The sequence below is a fragment of the Pseudoxanthomonas sp. J31 genome (assembly GCF_000510725.1).
GTDB lineage: Bacteria > Pseudomonadota > Gammaproteobacteria > Xanthomonadales > Xanthomonadaceae > Pseudoxanthomonas.
In genome coordinates, this window is the sequence record NZ_AZNZ01000022.1 from 1 (window position 1) to 16,473 (window position 16,473).

The window sequence follows — 16,473 nt, forward strand, 5'->3', positions numbered from 1 at the left end:
TCAACCCGGTGGCCATGGACGAGGGCCTGCGCTTCGCGATCCGCGAGGGTGGCCGTACCGTCGGCGCCGGCGTGGTCGCCAAGATCCTGAAGTAAGCCCCCTGCGGGATCCCGGCGACGGGCTCCGCCGCCGGAGAAAGCGCGAAGGGCGGGCCGGAACCCCGGTCCGCCTTCGCCGTCTAAGGGAAGGTCGAGGTTCACGCGTACGCCAGTAGCTCAATTGGCAGAGCAGCGGTCTCCAAAACCGCAGGTTGGGGGTTCGAGTCCCTCCTGGCGTGCCACTTCCCCCGCGACGCGGGGCCGCAACGGTCCCCGCGCCGCAACAGTCAAGAGAGCGACAGCGACTTGAACAGCAAGATCGATCCGGCACAGACCGCCACCAGCGGCGGCGACATGGTCAAGTACGCGCTCGCGGCGCTGCTGGTGCTCGGCGGGCTGTTCGTGTGGTTCTGGTTCGGTGACGCCGCCCGTGCGGCCCGGCTGGGCCAGTGGGCCGGCCAGCTGCGGGCCCTCGCCGTCATCGCCGGCCTGGTCGCCGGCACCTTCGTGTTCATGCTCAGCGCCAAGGGCCGCTCCATGCGCGAGTTCCTGGCCGAGTCGCGCTTCGAACTGCGCAAGGTCGTGTGGCCGACCCGCCAGGAAGCCACCCGCATGACCTGGGTCGTGGTCGCCGTGGTCGTGGTCCTGAGCCTGATCCTTGCTGGCTTCGATTTCTTCGTTAAGTGGGCGATCGAGCTGTTCCTGAACTTCGGCCGCTGAGGAGAATGTCCAAGTGAAGCGTTGGTACGTGGTCCACGCCTATTCCGGCTTCGAGAAGTCCGTCGCCCAGGCCCTGCGCGACCGCATCGCCATGTACGGCATGGAAGACCGCTTCGGCGAAGTGCTGGTCCCGACCGAGGAAGTGGTGGAGATGCGCTCCGGCCAGAAGCGCCGTTCCGAGCGCAAGTTCTTCCCGGGCTACGTGCTGGTCCAGATCGAGACCCACGACGAGAACGGCATCCCGCGCATCGACAGCGAGAGCTGGCACCTGGTCAAGGAGACCTCCAAGGTCATGGGCTTCATCGGCGGCACCGCCGACCGCCCGCTGCCGATCCGCGACGACGAGGCCGCCGCCATCTTGGATCGCGTCCAGGAAGGCGTGGAGAAGCCGCGCCCGAAGGTCCTGTTCGAGCCGGGCCAGATGGTCCGCGTCATCGACGGCCCGTTCAACGACTTCAACGGCGTGGTCGAGGAAGTCAATTACGAGAAGAGCCGCCTGCGCGTGGCCGTGCTCATCTTCGGCCGCTCCACCCCGGTGGAGCTGGAGTTCGGCCAGGTCGAGAAGGCCTGAGCCGCCGGCCCCGGCAACGGGGCCCCAAAGCTGGTATACTGCGCGGCTTCCTGTCCGGACAGCCGGGCTACCCCGACGGCCGCCACCCAGGCGGCCTTTCGCGCGACGGGGCACATGAGTTCTACGCGAGGCCGGGACGCGTGATTTTCCCGGAACGATGGGGAGCCTGAACAGGCGTCAGCACCCGGAGATAAACAAAAATGGCAAAGAAAGTCGTCGGTTACATCAAGCTGCAGGTGAAGGCCGGCCAGGCCAACCCCTCGCCGCCGGTCGGTCCCGCGCTGGGCCAGCGCGGCCTGAACATCATGGAGTTCTGCAAGGCGTTCAACGCCGCCACGCAGAAGATGGAGCCGGGCCTGCCGATTCCGGTGGTCATCACCGCCTACTCGGACCGCACCTTCACCTTCATCACCAAGACGCCGCCGGCGACCATCCTGCTGAAGAAGGCCGCGGGCATCACCAGCGGTTCCAAGCGTCCGAACACCGACAAGGTCGGCAAGGTCACCCGCGCCCAGCTCGAGGAGATCGCCAAGGCGAAGGAACCCGACCTGACCGCGGCCGACCTGGATGCGGCGGTTCGTACCATCGCGGGCTCGGCCCATTCGATGGGTCTGGTGGTGGAGGGCTGAGCACATGGCACTGAACAAGCGACAGAAGGCGATCAAGGCAGCGGTCGAGCCGGGCAAGGCTTACCCCATCGACGAGGCGCTGAAGATCATCAAGGGCTTCACCAAGGCCAAGTTCGTCGAGTCGGTCGACGTGGCCGTGCGCCTGGGCGTGGACGCCAAGAAGTCGGACCAGCAGGTCCGCGGCTCCACCGTGCTGCCGGCCGGTACCGGCAAGAGCGTGCGCGTGGCCGTGTTCTGCCCGCCGGGCGCCAAGGCTGACGAGGCCCTGGCCGCCGGCGCCGACGCCGTCGGCATGGACGACCTGGCCGAGAAGATGCAGGCCGGCGACCTGAACTACGACGTGGTCATCGCCACCCCGGACGCCATGCGCGTGGTCGGCAAGCTGGGCCAGGTCCTGGGCCCGCGCGGCCTGATGCCGAACCCGAAGGTCGGCACCGTGTCGCCGAACCCGGCCGAGGCGGTGAAGAACGCCAAGTCGGGCCAGGTCCGCTACCGCACCGACAAGGCCGGCATCATCCACGCCACCATCGGCAAGGCCGACTTCGCCGACGAGGCGCTGAAGTCGAACCTGCAGGCGCTGCTGCTGGACCTGATCAAGGCCAAGCCGGCGACCTCCAAGGGCCAGTACCTGCAGAAGATCTCGCTCAGCTCGACCATGGGCCCGGGCGTGACCATCGACCAGGGTTCGCTGTCCCTGAAGTGATGCAACGGCGCGCCCGCGCATGCGCGGGCGCCTTTGCGTTGCACCACCCCGGCGCAGGCCGGGAGCCAGCGCCCCCGGGGCACGCCCGGGGCGCTGGAAGTTGAAGACACCGGGTCCCGGCTCCGGCCGGAACCAGGGTGAAGGAATCACCGCTGCCGCTTCGGGCTCCGCCCCGGGACGGTGGCGGCTTTTGAGGGCAGTCGGCGCCGCCACGGGCCGACAGCCGTCAAAGACCGCAGGTGCGGTCGGCGCACATCGACGACGGGCACGGATTGCTCGCTATGGCAGGGAATCGCCGTCGGTGCAGCGGGGCTGCTTAATCGGGTCCCCCGGGACCTGGCCTGCGTAGATGGTGCCGCCTTCTGGATGTGTTCCCGGCACGACCGAACCTTCGGACGTACGGGTCAGAAAGGCCAGCACCGGGATGCCCCGGGCATCCCCGGCGCGCAGGGAGGGGCGCCGCCAAGGACCGCAAGCGGCAGGAGCCGCGAGCGGAGTTCATACGGAGGAGTGTTATGGCTCTCAATCTGTCCCAGAAGAAGGAAGTCGTCGCCGAACTGGCCGACGTCGCCGCCAACGCGCACTCCCTGATCGCCGCCGAGTACGCTGGCACCACGGTCGAGCAGATGACCGCGATGCGCAAGAAGGCCCGCGAAACCGGCGTGTTCCTGAAGGTTGTCAAGAACACGCTGGTCGCGCGCGCCGTCGAAGGCACGGAATACGAGTGCGCCAAGGACGCGCTCGTGGGTCCGCTGCTGTACGCGTTCTCGACCGAGGAGCCCGGCGCCGCCGGCCGCCTGATCAAGGAGTTCGCCAAGACCAACGACAAGCTCAAGCCGAAGGTGGTCGCCATGGGCGGCCAGCTGTACCCGGCGAGCCACGTCGAGGTCCTGGCTTCGCTGCCGACCCGCGAGCAGGCCCTGGCCATGCTGGCCCGCGTCCTGGCCGAGCCGGTCACCATGTTCGCCCGCGCGGTCAAGGCCGTCGGCGAGAAGCAGGGTGGCGGCGAGGCTGCGCCGGCCGAGGCTGCCGCCGAGACCGCGTAAGCGTCATCGACGATTTCCGAATCCCTTTCCAGAAAACATTCAGAAGGTAATCACAATGTCCCTTACCAACGAGCAGATCGTCGAAGCCATCGCCGGCAAGACCCTGATGGAAGTGATGGAGCTGGTCAAGGCCATCGAAGAGAAGTTCGGCGTCTCCGCCGCCGCCCCGGTCGCCGTGGCCGCCGGCCCGGTCGCCGCTGGTTCGGCCGCCGAGGAGCAGACCGAGTTCACCGTGGTCCTGAAGGCCGCCGGCGACAAGAAGGTCGAGGTCATCAAGGCCGTCCGCGCCATCACCGGCCTGGGCCTGAAGGAGGCCAAGGACCTGGTCGAGGGCGCCCCGAAGGACGTCAAGGAAGGCGTGTCGAAGGAAGACGCCGAGAAGTTCAAGAAGGAACTGGAAGCCGCCGGCGCCACCGTCGAGCTCAAGTAAGCAGTACCTTGCATCGCCGGAGCGCTCGGTGATGCGCCAAAGGCTGGGGGCGAAAGCCCCCGGCCTTCGGTCGTTTCCGGGGCCCATGGCTCCGAAGGGGCCCCGCGAGGGGCCTGCAGTACAGAAAACCCAGTTCCGCACAGGGGAGCTGGTAGTCGGAAGTAGCGGGAGATGGCGTGCTGGTGCCGGCAATACCAGCGACTACCGACTGACAGCTTCATGTTCCCCCGGGTCCGCGGACGCGCGGCCCGCACTGCCAAAGGTGGTACATCCATGACGACGTATTCGTTCACCGAGAAGAAGCGCATCCGCAAGGACTTCGGCAAGCAGCGCTCCATCCTCGAGGTGCCGTTCCTGCTGGCCATCCAGGTCGATTCGTACCGCGAATTCCTGCAGGCCGACACCGACCCCGCCAAGCGCCGCGATACCGGCCTGCACGCGGCGCTGAAGTCGGTGTTCCCGATCGTCAGCTACAGCGGCAACGCCGCGCTGGAGTACGTCGGCTACAAGCTCGGCGAGCCCGTGTTCGACGAGCGCGAGTGCCGCAACCGCGGCCTGTCCTACGGCGCCCCGCTGCGCGTGACCGTGCGCCTGGTGATCTACGACCGCGAGTCCTCCACCAAGGCGATCAAGTACGTCAAGGAGCAGGAGGTCTACCTCGGCGAGATCCCGCTGATGACCGAGCACGGCACGTTCATCGTGAACGGCACCGAGCGCGTCATCGTCTCGCAGCTGCACCGCAGCCCGGGCGTGTTCTTCGACCACGACCGCGGCAAGACCCACAGCTCGGGCAAGCTGCTGTACAGCGCCCGCATCATCCCCTACCGCGGCTCCTGGCTGGACTTCGAGTTCGACCCGAAGGACGCCCTGTACACCCGCATCGACCGTCGCCGCAAGCTGCCGGTGACCATCCTGCTGCGCGCCCTCGGCTACAACAACGAGGAGATGCTGCGCGCCTTCTTCGAGATCAACACCTTCCACATCCTGCCGGAAGGCGTGCAGCTGGAACTGGTGCCGGAGCGCCTGCGCGGCGAGACCCTGGGCTTCGACCTGTCCGACGGCGAGAAGGTCATCGTCGAGGCCGGCAAGCGCATCACCGCGCGCCACGTGCGCCAGCTGGAGCAGTCGGGCATCACCGCGCTGGCGGTGCCGGACGAGTACCTGCTGGGCCGCATCCTGGCCCACGACGTGGTCGACGCCAACACCGGCGAGCTGCTGGCCGCCGCCAACGACGAGATCACCGACGAGCACCTGGCCGCGTTCCGCAAGGCCGGCGTGTCCAGCATCGGCACCCTGTGGGTGAACGACCTCGACCGCGGCCCGTACCTGTCCAACACCTTGCGCATCGACCCGACCCGCACCCAGCTGGAGGCGCTGGTCGAGATCTACCGCATGATGCGCCCGGGCGAGCCGCCGACCAAGGAAGCGGCCCAGAACCTGTTCCACAACCTGTTCTTCACCTTCGAGCGCTACGACCTGTCGGCCGTGGGCCGGATGAAGTTCAACCGCCGCGTCGGCCGCAAGGACGTCGTCGGCCCGGCCGTGCTGTACGACCACAAGTACTTCGCCGAGCGCGCCGACGACGAGTCCAAGGCGCTGGTGTCCGAGCAGGGCGAGACCTCGGACATCCTCGACGTGCTGCGCGTGCTGACCGAGATCCGCAACGGCCGCGGCGTGGTCGACGACATCGACCACCTGGGCAACCGCCGCGTGCGTTCGGTCGGCGAGATGGCCGAGAACGTGTTCCGCGTGGGCCTGGTCCGCGTCGAGCGCGCGGTCAAGGAGCGCCTGTCGATGGCCGAGTCCGAGGGCCTGACCCCGCAGGAGCTGATCAACGCCAAGCCGGTGGCCGCCGCGATCAAGGAGTTCTTCGGCTCCTCGCAGCTGTCGCAGTTCATGGACCAGAACAACCCGCTGTCGGAGGTCACCCACAAGCGCCGCGTCTCGGCGCTGGGCCCGGGCGGCCTGACCCGCGAGCGCGCCGGCTTCGAGGTGCGCGACGTGCACCCGACCCACTACGGCCGCGTCTGCACCATCGAGACCCCGGAAGGCCCGAACATCGGCCTGATCAACTCGCTGGCCGTGTTCGCCCGCACCAACCAGTACGGCTTCCTGGAGACGCCGTACCGCAAGGTCGTGGACGGCCGCATCACCGACGAGGTCGAGTACCTGTCGGCGATCGAGGAGAACGAGTACGTCATCGCCCAGGTCAACGCCGCCCATGACAAGGAAGGCCGCCTGACCGAGGCCTTCGTGCCGTGCCGCCACCAGGGCGAGTCGCTGCTGAAGCCGGCCTCCGAGATCCACTACATGGACGTGTCGCCGATGCAGACCGTGTCGGTCGCCGCGGCGCTGGTCCCGTTCCTGGAGCACGACGACGCCAACCGCGCGCTGATGGGCGCCAACATGCAGCGCCAGGCGGTCCCGACCCTGCGTGCCCAGACCCCGCTGGTCGGCACCGGCATCGAGCGCGCCGTGGCGCGCGACTCGGGCGTGACCGTGAACGCCCGCCGCGGCGGCGAGGTTGTGCAGGTCGACGCCGGCCGCATCGTGGTCAAGGTCAACGAGGAGGAGATCTCCGGCGAGCAGGATGCCGGCGTCGACATCTACACCCTGACCAAGTACACCCGCTCCAACCAGAACACCTGCATCAACCAGCGTCCGCTGGTGCACGTGGGCGACGTGGTCGCGCGCGGCGACGTGCTGGCCGACGGCCCGTCGACCGACATCGGCGAGCTGGCCCTCGGCCAGAACATGCTGATCGCGTTCATGCCGTGGAACGGCTACAACTTCGAGGACTCGATCCTGCTGTCGGAGCGCGTGGTCCAGGAGGACCGCTACACCACGATCCACATCGAGGAGCTGACCTGCGTCGCCCGCGACACCAAGCTGGGCCCGGAGGAAATCACCGCCGACATCCCGAACGTGTCCGAGCAGGCCCTGGGCCGCCTGGACGAGTCGGGCGTGGTGTACATCGGCGCCGAGGTGCGCGCCGGCGACATCCTGGTGGGCAAGGTCACGCCGAAGGGCGAGAGCCAGCTGACCCCCGAGGAGAAGCTGCTGCGCGCGATCTTCGGCGAGAAGGCCTCCGACGTTAAGGACAGCTCGCTGCGCGTGCCGCCGGGCATGGACGGCACCGTCATCGACGTGCAGGTCTTCACCCGCGACGGCATCGAGAAGGACAAGCGCGCCAAGCAGATCGAGGAAAACGAGATCCGCCGCGTCAAGAAGGACTTCGACGACCAGTTCCGCATCCTCGAGGCGGCGATCTACGCGCGCCTGCGCACCCAGATCGTGGGCAAGGTCGCCAACGGCGGCCCGGGCCTGAAGAAGGGCGACACCATCACCGACGCCTACCTGGACGGCCTGAAGAAGTCCGACTGGTTCGCCCTGCGCATGAAGGACGACGACGCCGCCGAGGCGATCGAACGCGCGCAGAAGCAGATCCAGGCCCACGAGAAGGAGTTCGAGCGCCGCTTCGCCGACAAGCGCGGCAAGATCACCCAGGGCGACGACCTGGCCCCGGGCGTGCTGAAGATGGTCAAGGTGTTCCTGGCCGTGAAGCGCCGCATCCAGCCGGGCGACAAGATGGCCGGCCGCCACGGCAACAAGGGCGTCGTGTCCAACGTGGTCCCGGTCGAGGACATGCCGTACATGGCCGACGGCACCCCGGTCGACATCTGCCTCAACCCGCTGGGCGTGCCTTCGCGCATGAACATCGGCCAGATCCTCGAGGTGCACCTGGGCTGGGCCGCCAAGGGCCTGGGCAAGCGCATCCAGAAGATGCTGGACGAGCAGCGCGCCGTGTCCGAGCTGCGCGAGTTCCTGGGCAAGGTCTACAACCACGACAACGAGCTGTTCGGCCAGCGCGTGGACCTGTCGCAGTTCAGCGACGAGGAGCTGGTGGCGATGGCGCGCAACCTCACCGACGGCGTGCCGATGGCCACCCCGGTGTTCGACGGCGCCCACGAGGAGGAGATCCGGCAGATGCTGGAGCTGGCCTACCCGGACGACGACCCGGAGACCGCCCGCCTCGGCTTCAACGCCAGCAAGACCCAGATGCAGCTGTACGACGGCCGCACCGGCGAGGCGTTCGACCGCAAGACCACGGTCGGCTACATGCACTACCTGAAGCTGAACCACCTGGTCGACGACAAGATGCACGCCCGCTCCACCGGCCCGTACTCGCTGGTCACCCAGCAGCCGCTGGGCGGCAAGGCGCAGTTCGGCGGCCAGCGCTTCGGCGAGATGGAAGTGTGGGCGCTGGAAGCCTACGGCGCGGCATACACCCTGCAGGAAATGCTGACGGTGAAGTCCGACGACGTGCAGGGCCGCAACCAGATGTACAAGAACATCGTCGACGGCAACCACGAGATGGTCGCGGGCATGCCGGAGTCCTTCAACGTTCTGGTGAAGGAAATCCGCTCGCTGGCCATCAACATGGAGTTGGAGGACGAGTAAGGCGCGCGGCGCGGCCCGCCCCGGACGGGCCGCGCTTCCCCCGAATCGCCCGATCGACCGCCTTTACTCCTGACGGAGACAAGAAATGAAAGACCTGCTCAACCTCTTCAACCAGCAGCGCCAGACGCTGGACTTCGACGCGATCAAGATCGCCCTGGCTTCGCCGGACCTGATCCGCTCGTGGTCCTTCGGCGAGGTGAAGAAGCCCGAGACGATCAACTACCGCACCTTCAAGCCGGAGCGCGACGGCCTGTTCTGCGCGGCCATCTTCGGCCCGATCAAGGATTACGAGTGCCTGTGCGGCAAGTACAAGCGCATGAAGCACCGTGGCGTGGTCTGCGAGAAGTGCGGCACCGAGGTCACCCTGGCCAAGGTCCGCCGCGAGCGCATGGGCCACATCGACCTGGCCTCGCCGGTCGCGCACATCTGGTTCCTGAAGTCGCTGCCGTCCCGCATCGGCCTGATGCTGGACATGACCCTGCGCGACATCGAGCGCATCCTGTACTTCGAGGCCTACGTGGTCACCGAGCCGGGCCTGACCCCGCTCGAGCGCCGCCAGCTGCTGACCGAAGAGCAGTACATGCAGGCGCGCCAGGAGCACGGCGACGACTTCGACGCCGCCATGGGCGCCGAGGCGATCTACGAGCTGCTGCGCACCATCGACCTGCAGGCCGAGATGGCGCGCCTGCGCGAGGAGATCGCCGCCACCGGTTCGGAGACCAAGCTCAAGCGCCTGACCAAGCGCATCAAGCTGATCGAGGCGTTCATCGAGTCCGGCAACCGTCCGGAGTGGATGGTCATGACCGTGCTGCCGGTGCTGCCGCCGGACCTGCGCCCGCTGGTCCCGCTGGACGGCGGCCGCTTCGCGACCTCCGACCTGAACGACCTGTACCGCCGCGTCATCAACCGCAACAACCGCCTGCGCCGTCTGCTGGAGCTCAACGCGCCCGACATCATCGTGCGCAACGAGAAGCGCATGCTGCAGGAGTCGGTTGACGCGCTGATGGACAACGGCCGCCGCGGCCGCGCCATCACCGGCACCAACAAGCGCCCGCTCAAGTCGCTGGCCGACATGATCAAGGGCAAGCAGGGCCGCTTCCGCCAGAACCTGCTCGGCAAGCGCGTCGACTACTCGGGCCGTTCGGTCATCGTGGTCGGCCCGTACCTGCGCCTGCACCAGTGCGGCCTGCCGAAGAAGATGGCGCTGGAGCTGTTCAAGCCGTTCGTGTTCGCCAAGCTGCAGCGCCGCGGCCTGGCCACCACCATCAAGGCCGCCAAGAAGCTGGTCGAGCGCGAAGAGGCCGAGGTGTGGGACATCCTCGAGGAGGTCATCCGCGAGCACCCGGTGCTGCTGAACCGCGCCCCGACCCTGCACCGCCTGGGCATCCAGGCGTTCGAGCCGGTGCTGATCGAGGGCAAGGCCATCCAGCTGCACCCGCTGGTCTGCACCGCGTTCAACGCCGACTTCGACGGCGACCAGATGGCCGTGCACGTCCCGCTGAGCCTGGAGGCCCAGCTGGAGGCGCGCGCCCTGATGATGTCGACCAACAACATCCTGTCGCCCGCCAACGGCGAGCCGATCATCGTGCCGTCGCAGGACGTGGTGCTCGGCCTGTACTACATGACCCGCGCCCTGGAGAACAAGAAGGGCGAGGGCATGGTGTTCGCCAACGTGGCCGAGGTTAAGCGCGCCTACGACAACCGCGTGGTCGAGCTGCACGCCAAGGTCAAGGTCCGCATCACCGAGGTGGTGAAGGACGAGGCCGGCAACAAGCACAAGAAGGCGGCGATCGTGGATACCACGGTCGGCCGCGCCCTGCTGGCCGAGATCCTGCCGGAGGGCCTGCCGTTCGAGCTGGCCAACACCGAGCTGACCAAGAAGAACATCAGCCGCCTGATCAACAGCTGCTACCGCCGCCTGGGCCTGAAGGACACCGTGGTGTTCGCCGACCAGCTGATGTACACCGGCTTCAGCTTCGCCACCCGCGCCGGCGTGTCGATCGGCATCGACGACATGCTGATCCCGGAGGAGAAGAAGAGCATCCTCGCCGAGGCCGAGGCCGAGGTGCTGGAGATCCAGGAGCAGTACCAGAGCGGCCTGGTCACCGCCGGCGAGCGCTACAACAAGGTGGTCGACATCTGGTCGCGCACCAACGAGCGCATCGCCAAGGCGATGATGGAGACCATCGGCACCGACAAGGTGGTCAACGCCAAGGGCGAGGAAGTCGCGCAGAAGTCGATGAACTCGCTGTACATCATGGCCGACTCCGGTGCCCGTGGTTCGCAGGCGCAGATCCGACAGCTGGCCGGCATGCGCGGCCTGATGGCCCGCCCGGACGGCTCGATCATCGAGACCCCGATCAAGGCGAACTTCCGCGAAGGCCTGAACGTGCAGGAGTACTTCAACTCCACCCACGGCGCCCGCAAGGGCCTGGCCGACACCGCGCTGAAGACCGCCAACTCCGGTTACCTGACCCGCCGCCTGGTCGACGTGGCGCAGGACGTGGTGATCACCGAGGCCGACTGCGGCACGCTGCAGGGCCTGACCATGACCCCGATCGTGGAAGGCGGCGACGTGGTCGAGCCGCTGAAGGACCGCGTGCTGGGCCGCGTCGTGGCCGAGGACGTGTTCCTGCCGGGCAACGACGAGGACCCGATCGTCACCCGCAACACCCTGCTGGACGAGGTGTGGGTGCAGAAGCTGGAGGACGCCGGCGTCCAGTCGATCAAGGTGCGTTCGACCATCACCTGCGAATCGCCCTTCGGCGTGTGCGCGCACTGCTACGGCCGCGACCTGGCCCGTGGCCACCTGGTCAACATCGGCGAGTCGGTGGGCGTCATCGCCGCCCAGTCGATCGGCGAACCGGGTACCCAGCTGACGATGCGTACCTTCCACATCGGCGGCGCGGCTTCGCGTGCCGCCGCGGTGGACAGCATCACGGTCAAGACCACCGGCTCGATCAAGTTCAACAACCTCAAGACCGTCGAGCATTCCGGCGGCCACCTGGTCGCGGTGTCGCGTTCGGGCGAAGTGTCGGTCCTCGACCCGCACGGCCGCGAGCGCGAGCGCTACAAGCTGCCGTACGGCGCCACCATCAACGTCAAGGACGGCGCCGAGGTCAAGGCCGGCCAGACCGTGGCCAACTGGGATCCGCACAACCACCCGATCGTGTCGGAAGTGGCCGGCTTCGTCCGCTTCGTTGACTTCGTCGATGGCGTCACCGTCATCGAGAAGACCGACGAACTGACCGGCCTGGCCTCGCGCGAGATCACCGATCCCAAGCGCCGCGGCTCGCAGGGCAAGGACCTGCGCCCGCTGGTCCGCATCGTCGACAAGGACGGCAACGACCTGACCATCCCGGGCACCGACCTGCCGGCGCAGTACCTGCTGCCGCCGCGCTCGGTGGTGAACCTGCAGGACGGCGCCCCGGTGGGCGTGGGCGACGTGGTCGCCAAGATCCCGCAGGAAGCGTCCAAGACCCGCGACATCACCGGCGGTCTGCCGCGCGTGGCCGACCTGTTCGAGGCGCGCAAGCCGAAGGATCCGGCGATCCTGGCCGAGAAGTCCGGCGTGGTCAGCTTCGGCAAGGACACCAAGGGCAAGCAGCGCCTGATCATCAAGGGACCGGACGGCGAGGAGCACGAGGAGCTGATCCCGAAGTACCGCCAGATCATCGTGTTCGAGGGCGAGCACGTGACCAAGGGCGAGACCATCGTGGACGGCGAGCCGAGCCCGCAGGACATCCTGCGCCTGAAGGGCGTGGAGGACCTGGCCGCGTACCTGGTCAAGGAGATCCAGGACGTCTACCGCCTGCAGGGCGTGAAGATCAACGACAAGCACATCGAGGTGATCACCCGCCAGATGCTGCGCAAGGTCGAGATCACCGACCAGGGCGATTCCAAGTTCCTCAACGGCGAGCAGGTGGAGAAGCAGCGCGTGATCGAGGAGAACGCGCGCCTGGTGGCCCGCGGCGAGATCCCGGCCAAGTACGAGCCGGTGCTGCTGGGCATCACCAAGGCCTCGCTGGCGACCGAGTCGTTCATCTCGGCGGCCTCCTTCCAGGAGACCACCCGCGTGCTGACCGAGGCGGCCGTCCGCGGCACCCGCGACAACCTGCGCGGCCTGAAGGAGAACGTCATCGTCGGCCGCCTGATCCCGGCGGGTACCGGCCTGGCCTACCACAGCAAGCGCCGCCGCAACGCCACCGGCCTGACCGAGTCGGAGCTGGAGGCGCTGTCCGGCGGCTCCGAGCCGGCGGCGGTGGCCGAGGCCGAGGCGCCGGAGGCGGCCGCCCCGTCCCAGGAGGACGCGGCGGAGTGATGCACCCGGCCGCCGCCGGCGACGGCGGCGGCCCGGGGGTACGGCGGGGCAGGGAGGCCCGGCCGCGCCCGCGATCCCTTCCGGCCCCGGCCGGGCGGGGCGCCGGGACCATGGAAGGTGGGTCGGTTGACGCGGTTTTTACCGTCCCGCTATACTTTCATGTCTCGGCAGGCCGTCCTTCGGCCTGCCGTCGTTTTCACGTCCGGCCCCGGTCCGCGGGGCCCCAAGCAGAAGAACCTTAGAATGGCGACGATCAACCAGCTGGTCCGCAAGCCGCGGCAGGCGGAAACGTACAAGAGCGCCTCGCCGGCACTGGAGAAGTGCCCGCAGCGCCGCGGTGTCTGCACCCGCGTCTACACCACCACCCCGAAGAAGCCGAACTCGGCCCTGCGTAAGGTCGCCAAGGTGCGCCTGACCAACGGCTACGAGGTCATCTCGTACATCGGCGGCGAAGGCCACAACCTCCAGGAGCACTCCGTGGTGCTGATCCGCGGCGGCCGCGTCAAGGACCTGCCGGGCGTGCGTTACCACACCGTCCGCGGTTCGCTGGATGCCGCCGGCGTCACCAAGCGTCGCCAGGGCCGTTCGAAGTACGGCGCCAAGCGCCCGAAGAGCTAATCGAGGAAGCCCGACATGTCCCGTAAAGGTTCCACCCCCCAGCGCTCCGTCCTGCCCGATCCCAAGCACGGGAGCGAGACCATCGCCCGCTTCATCAACATGGTGATGAAGAGCGGCAAGAAGTCGATCGCCGAGAACATCGTGTACGACGCGATGGAAGTGATCGGCCAGAAGAACCCCAACGCCATCGAGCTGGTGCAGAAGGCGCTGGACAACGTCGCCCCCGCGGTCGAGGTCAAGTCCCGTCGCGTCGGTGGCGCGACCTACCAGGTGCCGGTCGAGGTTCGCGCCTCCCGCCGCCTGGCCCTGGCCATGCGCTGGGTGATCGATTCGGCCCGCAAGCGCGGCGAGAACTCGATGGCCCGCAAGCTGGCCGGCGAGCTGCTGGACGCGGCCGAGAACCGCGGTGGCGCGATCAAGAAGCGCGAAGAGACCCACCGCATGGCCGAGGCCAACAAGGCCTTCGCCCACTACCGCTGGTAACAGCCCGCGGGCCCCTGGCGGGCCCGCGCGACCAGCCCGGACGGCGCGGCATGTTCCGCGCCCTCCGCATTTCAGGGGGTGCCGCGCAGCCGGCCCCTGCAACCGAAACGCCAAGCTAACGAGAGGCTCCCCGTGGCCCGCACTACTCCCATCGAGCGTTACCGCAATTTCGGCATCATGGCCCACATCGATGCCGGCAAGACCACCACGTCCGAGCGCATCCTGTTCTACACCGGCAAGAGCCACAAGATCGGTGAAGTGCACGATGGCGCCGCGACCATGGACTGGATGGAGCAGGAGCAGGAGCGTGGCATCACGATCCAGTCCGCTGCCACCACCGCGTTCTGGAGGGGCATGGACAAGTCCTTCCCGGAGCACCGCTTCAACATCATCGACACCCCCGGGCACGTGGACTTCACCATCGAGGTGGAGCGCTCGCTGCGCGTGCTGGACGGCGCGGTGTTCGTGCTGTGCGCCGTCGGCGGCGTGCAGCCGCAGTCGGAGACCGTGTGGCGCCAGGCCAACAAGTACCACGTGCCGCGCATCGCGTTCGTCAACAAGATGGACCGCACCGGTGCCAACTTCTTCAAGGTCCGTGACCAGCTGAAGTCGCGCCTGGGTGCCGTGCCGGTCCCGATGCAGATCCCGATCGGCGCCGAGGACAACTTCGTCGGCGTGGTCGACCTGGTCAAGATGAAGGCCATCCACTGGGACGAGAAGACCCAGGGCACGACCTTCGAGTACCGCGACATCCCGGAAGAGCTGAAGGCCCAGGCCGAGGAAGCCCGTTCGTACATGGTCGAGTCCGCGGCCGAGGCGAACGAGGAGCTGATGGACAAGTACCTGGGCGGCGAGGAGCTGACCGAGGACGAGATCTACAGCGCCCTGCGCCAGCGCACCCTGGCCACCGAGATCGTGCCGATGTTCTGCGGCTCGGCGTTCAAGAACAAGGGCGTGCAGGCCATGCTCGACGGCGTGGTCAAGCTGCTGCCGTCGCCGGTCGACGTGCCGGCGGTGAAGGGCGTCGACATGGACGACGAGACCAAGGAGATGACCCGCGAGTCGTCCGACAAGGCTCCGTTCTCGGCCCTGGCGTTCAAGATCATGACCGACCCGTTCGTCGGTTCGCTGACCTTCTTCCGCGTCTACTCCGGCACCCTGAGCGCCGGCGACCAGGTGCTGAACTCGGTCAAGAACAAGAAGGAGCGCATCGGCCGCCTGCTGCAGATGCACTCCAACCAGCGCGACGAGATCAAGGAAGTGCTGGCCGGCGACATCGCCGCCGCGGTGGGCCTGAAGGACGTCACCACCGGTGACACCCTGTGCGCCATCGACGCCCCGATCGTCCTGGAGCGCATGGCGTTCCCGGAGCCGGTGATCTCGATGGCCGTGGAGCCGAAGACCAAGTCCGACCAGGAGAAGATGGGCAACGCCCTGAGCCGCCTGGCCCAGGAAGACCCGTCGTTCCGCGTCCGCACCGACGAGGAGTCCGGCCAGACCATCATCTCGGGCATGGGCGAGCTGCACCTGGACATCATCGTCGACCGCCTGAAGCGCGAGTTCAACGTCGAGGCCAACGTCGGCAAGCCGCAGGTCGCCTACCGCGAGACCATCCGCTCCAGCGACGTCAAGTCGGACTACAAGCACGCCAAGCAGTCCGGTGGTAAGGGCCAGTACGGCCACGTCGTGATCGAGATGTCGCCGATCACCGCCGAGGACCGCGAGAAGTACGCCGACCTGATCAAGGACGACTTCCTGTTCCTCAACGAGATCACCGGCGGCGTGATCCCGAAGGAGTTCATCCCGTCGGTCGAGAAGGGCCTGCGCGAGACCATCACCAGCGGCCCGCTGGCCGGCTTCCCGGTCGTCGGCGTCAAGGTCAAGCTGGTCTTCGGTTCGTACCACGACGTCGACTCCTCGGAAATGGCGTTCAAGCTGGCCGCCTCGATGGCGTTCAAGCAGGGCTTCGCCAAGGCCAGCCCGGTGCTGCTGGAGCCGATCATGAAGGTCGAGATCGTCAGCCCCGAGGATTACCTGGGCGACGTCATGGGCGACGTGAGCCGCCGCCGCGGCGTGCTGCAGGGCCAGGACGACAGCCCGTCGGGCAAGATCATCAACGCGATGATCCCGCTGGGCGAGATGTTCGGCTACGCCACCGCGCTGCGCTCGATGACCCAGGGCCGCGCCACCTTCTCGATGGAGTTCGACCATTACGAGGAAGCGCCGAACAACATCGCCGAGACGGTGATCAAGAAGGCGTAAGCGGCGGCGCCCCCGGGCGCGCACATACCAGGCAGGCCATCCCCCGGGGTGGCCCTGTCTCCCAGGAAAAATCCAAGTACAAGAGGTATTTCACCAATGTCCAAGGGTAAGTTCGAGCGCACCAAGCCGCACGTGAACGTCGGCACCATCGGCCACGTTGACCATGGCAAGACCACGCTGACGGCCGCGCT

At 67.4% G+C, this 16,473-nt stretch carries 12 protein-coding genes, 1 tRNA gene and 1 pseudogene; all 14 read left to right on the top strand.

All coding sequences use genetic code 11. The annotated features are described in order from the left end of the window. Positions 1 to 95, top strand: a pseudogene (locus PSEJ31_RS16625) (elongation factor Tu); the annotation flags it as partial. Positions 96 to 204: 109 nt separating this feature from the next. Further along, positions 205 to 280 (top strand) — tRNA-Trp (locus PSEJ31_RS0113880). Between the two features lie 64 nt (positions 281 to 344). Then, the gene (gene secE / locus PSEJ31_RS0113885) at positions 345 to 758 is read left to right on the top strand and encodes a preprotein translocase subunit SecE (protein ID WP_019399930.1); all 414 of its coding nucleotides are present in this window, start codon (positions 345 to 347) and stop codon (positions 756 to 758) included. A gap of 13 nt (positions 759 to 771) precedes the next feature. Further along, positions 772 to 1,329, top strand: coding sequence for a transcription termination/antitermination protein NusG (gene nusG / locus PSEJ31_RS0113890; protein ID WP_019399929.1), 558 nt, complete (start codon positions 772 to 774; stop codon positions 1,327 to 1,329). A gap of 200 nt (positions 1,330 to 1,529) precedes the next feature. Next, positions 1,530 to 1,958: a 50S ribosomal protein L11 gene (gene rplK / locus PSEJ31_RS0113900; protein ID WP_028915805.1), complete on the top strand. Its 429-nt coding sequence runs from the start codon at positions 1,530 to 1,532 to the stop codon at positions 1,956 to 1,958. A 4-nt stretch (positions 1,959 to 1,962) separates the two neighbouring features. Beyond that, on the top strand, positions 1,963 to 2,661 hold the full coding sequence (gene rplA / locus PSEJ31_RS0113905; RefSeq protein WP_019399927.1) for a 50S ribosomal protein L1: 699 nt from the start codon (positions 1,963 to 1,965) through the stop codon (positions 2,659 to 2,661). Between the two features lie 515 nt (positions 2,662 to 3,176). Continuing rightward, positions 3,177 to 3,707 (top strand): 50S ribosomal protein L10, encoded by a 531-nt coding sequence (rplJ, locus tag PSEJ31_RS0113910; protein WP_019399926.1) that lies wholly within the window; start codon positions 3,177 to 3,179, stop codon positions 3,705 to 3,707. A gap of 55 nt (positions 3,708 to 3,762) precedes the next feature. Beyond that, positions 3,763 to 4,137: a 50S ribosomal protein L7/L12 gene (gene rplL, locus PSEJ31_RS0113915; protein ID WP_028915806.1), complete on the top strand. Its 375-nt coding sequence runs from the start codon at positions 3,763 to 3,765 to the stop codon at positions 4,135 to 4,137. 273 nt (positions 4,138 to 4,410) lie between these two features. Beyond that, a complete protein-coding gene (gene rpoB, locus PSEJ31_RS0113920; RefSeq protein WP_019399924.1) occupies positions 4,411 to 8,598 on the top strand; it encodes a DNA-directed RNA polymerase subunit beta in 4,188 nt (1,395 codons plus the stop codon). Between the two features lie 85 nt (positions 8,599 to 8,683). Beyond that, complete coding sequence (gene rpoC, locus PSEJ31_RS0113925) at positions 8,684 to 12,919, top strand: DNA-directed RNA polymerase subunit beta' (protein WP_028915807.1); 4,236 nt, start codon at positions 8,684 to 8,686, stop codon at positions 12,917 to 12,919. Positions 12,920 to 13,162: 243 nt separating this feature from the next. Then, on the top strand, positions 13,163 to 13,537 hold the full coding sequence (gene rpsL / locus PSEJ31_RS0113930; protein WP_013536001.1) for a 30S ribosomal protein S12: 375 nt from the start codon (positions 13,163 to 13,165) through the stop codon (positions 13,535 to 13,537). Between the two features lie 15 nt (positions 13,538 to 13,552). Further along, positions 13,553 to 14,020, top strand: a complete 468-nt coding sequence (gene rpsG / locus PSEJ31_RS0113935) for a 30S ribosomal protein S7 (protein ID WP_019399932.1) — start codon at positions 13,553 to 13,555, stop codon at positions 14,018 to 14,020. 132 nt (positions 14,021 to 14,152) lie between these two features. Then, positions 14,153 to 16,282 carry an elongation factor G gene (gene fusA, locus PSEJ31_RS0113940; protein WP_028915808.1) on the top strand — a complete coding sequence of 710 codons (2,130 nt, stop codon included), beginning with the start codon at positions 14,153 to 14,155 and terminating at the stop codon, positions 16,280 to 16,282. A gap of 96 nt (positions 16,283 to 16,378) precedes the next feature. Next, positions 16,379 to 16,473 (top strand): GTP-binding protein (locus tag PSEJ31_RS16135; RefSeq protein WP_022970494.1); only part of this gene is annotated, 95 nt, incomplete at its 3' end.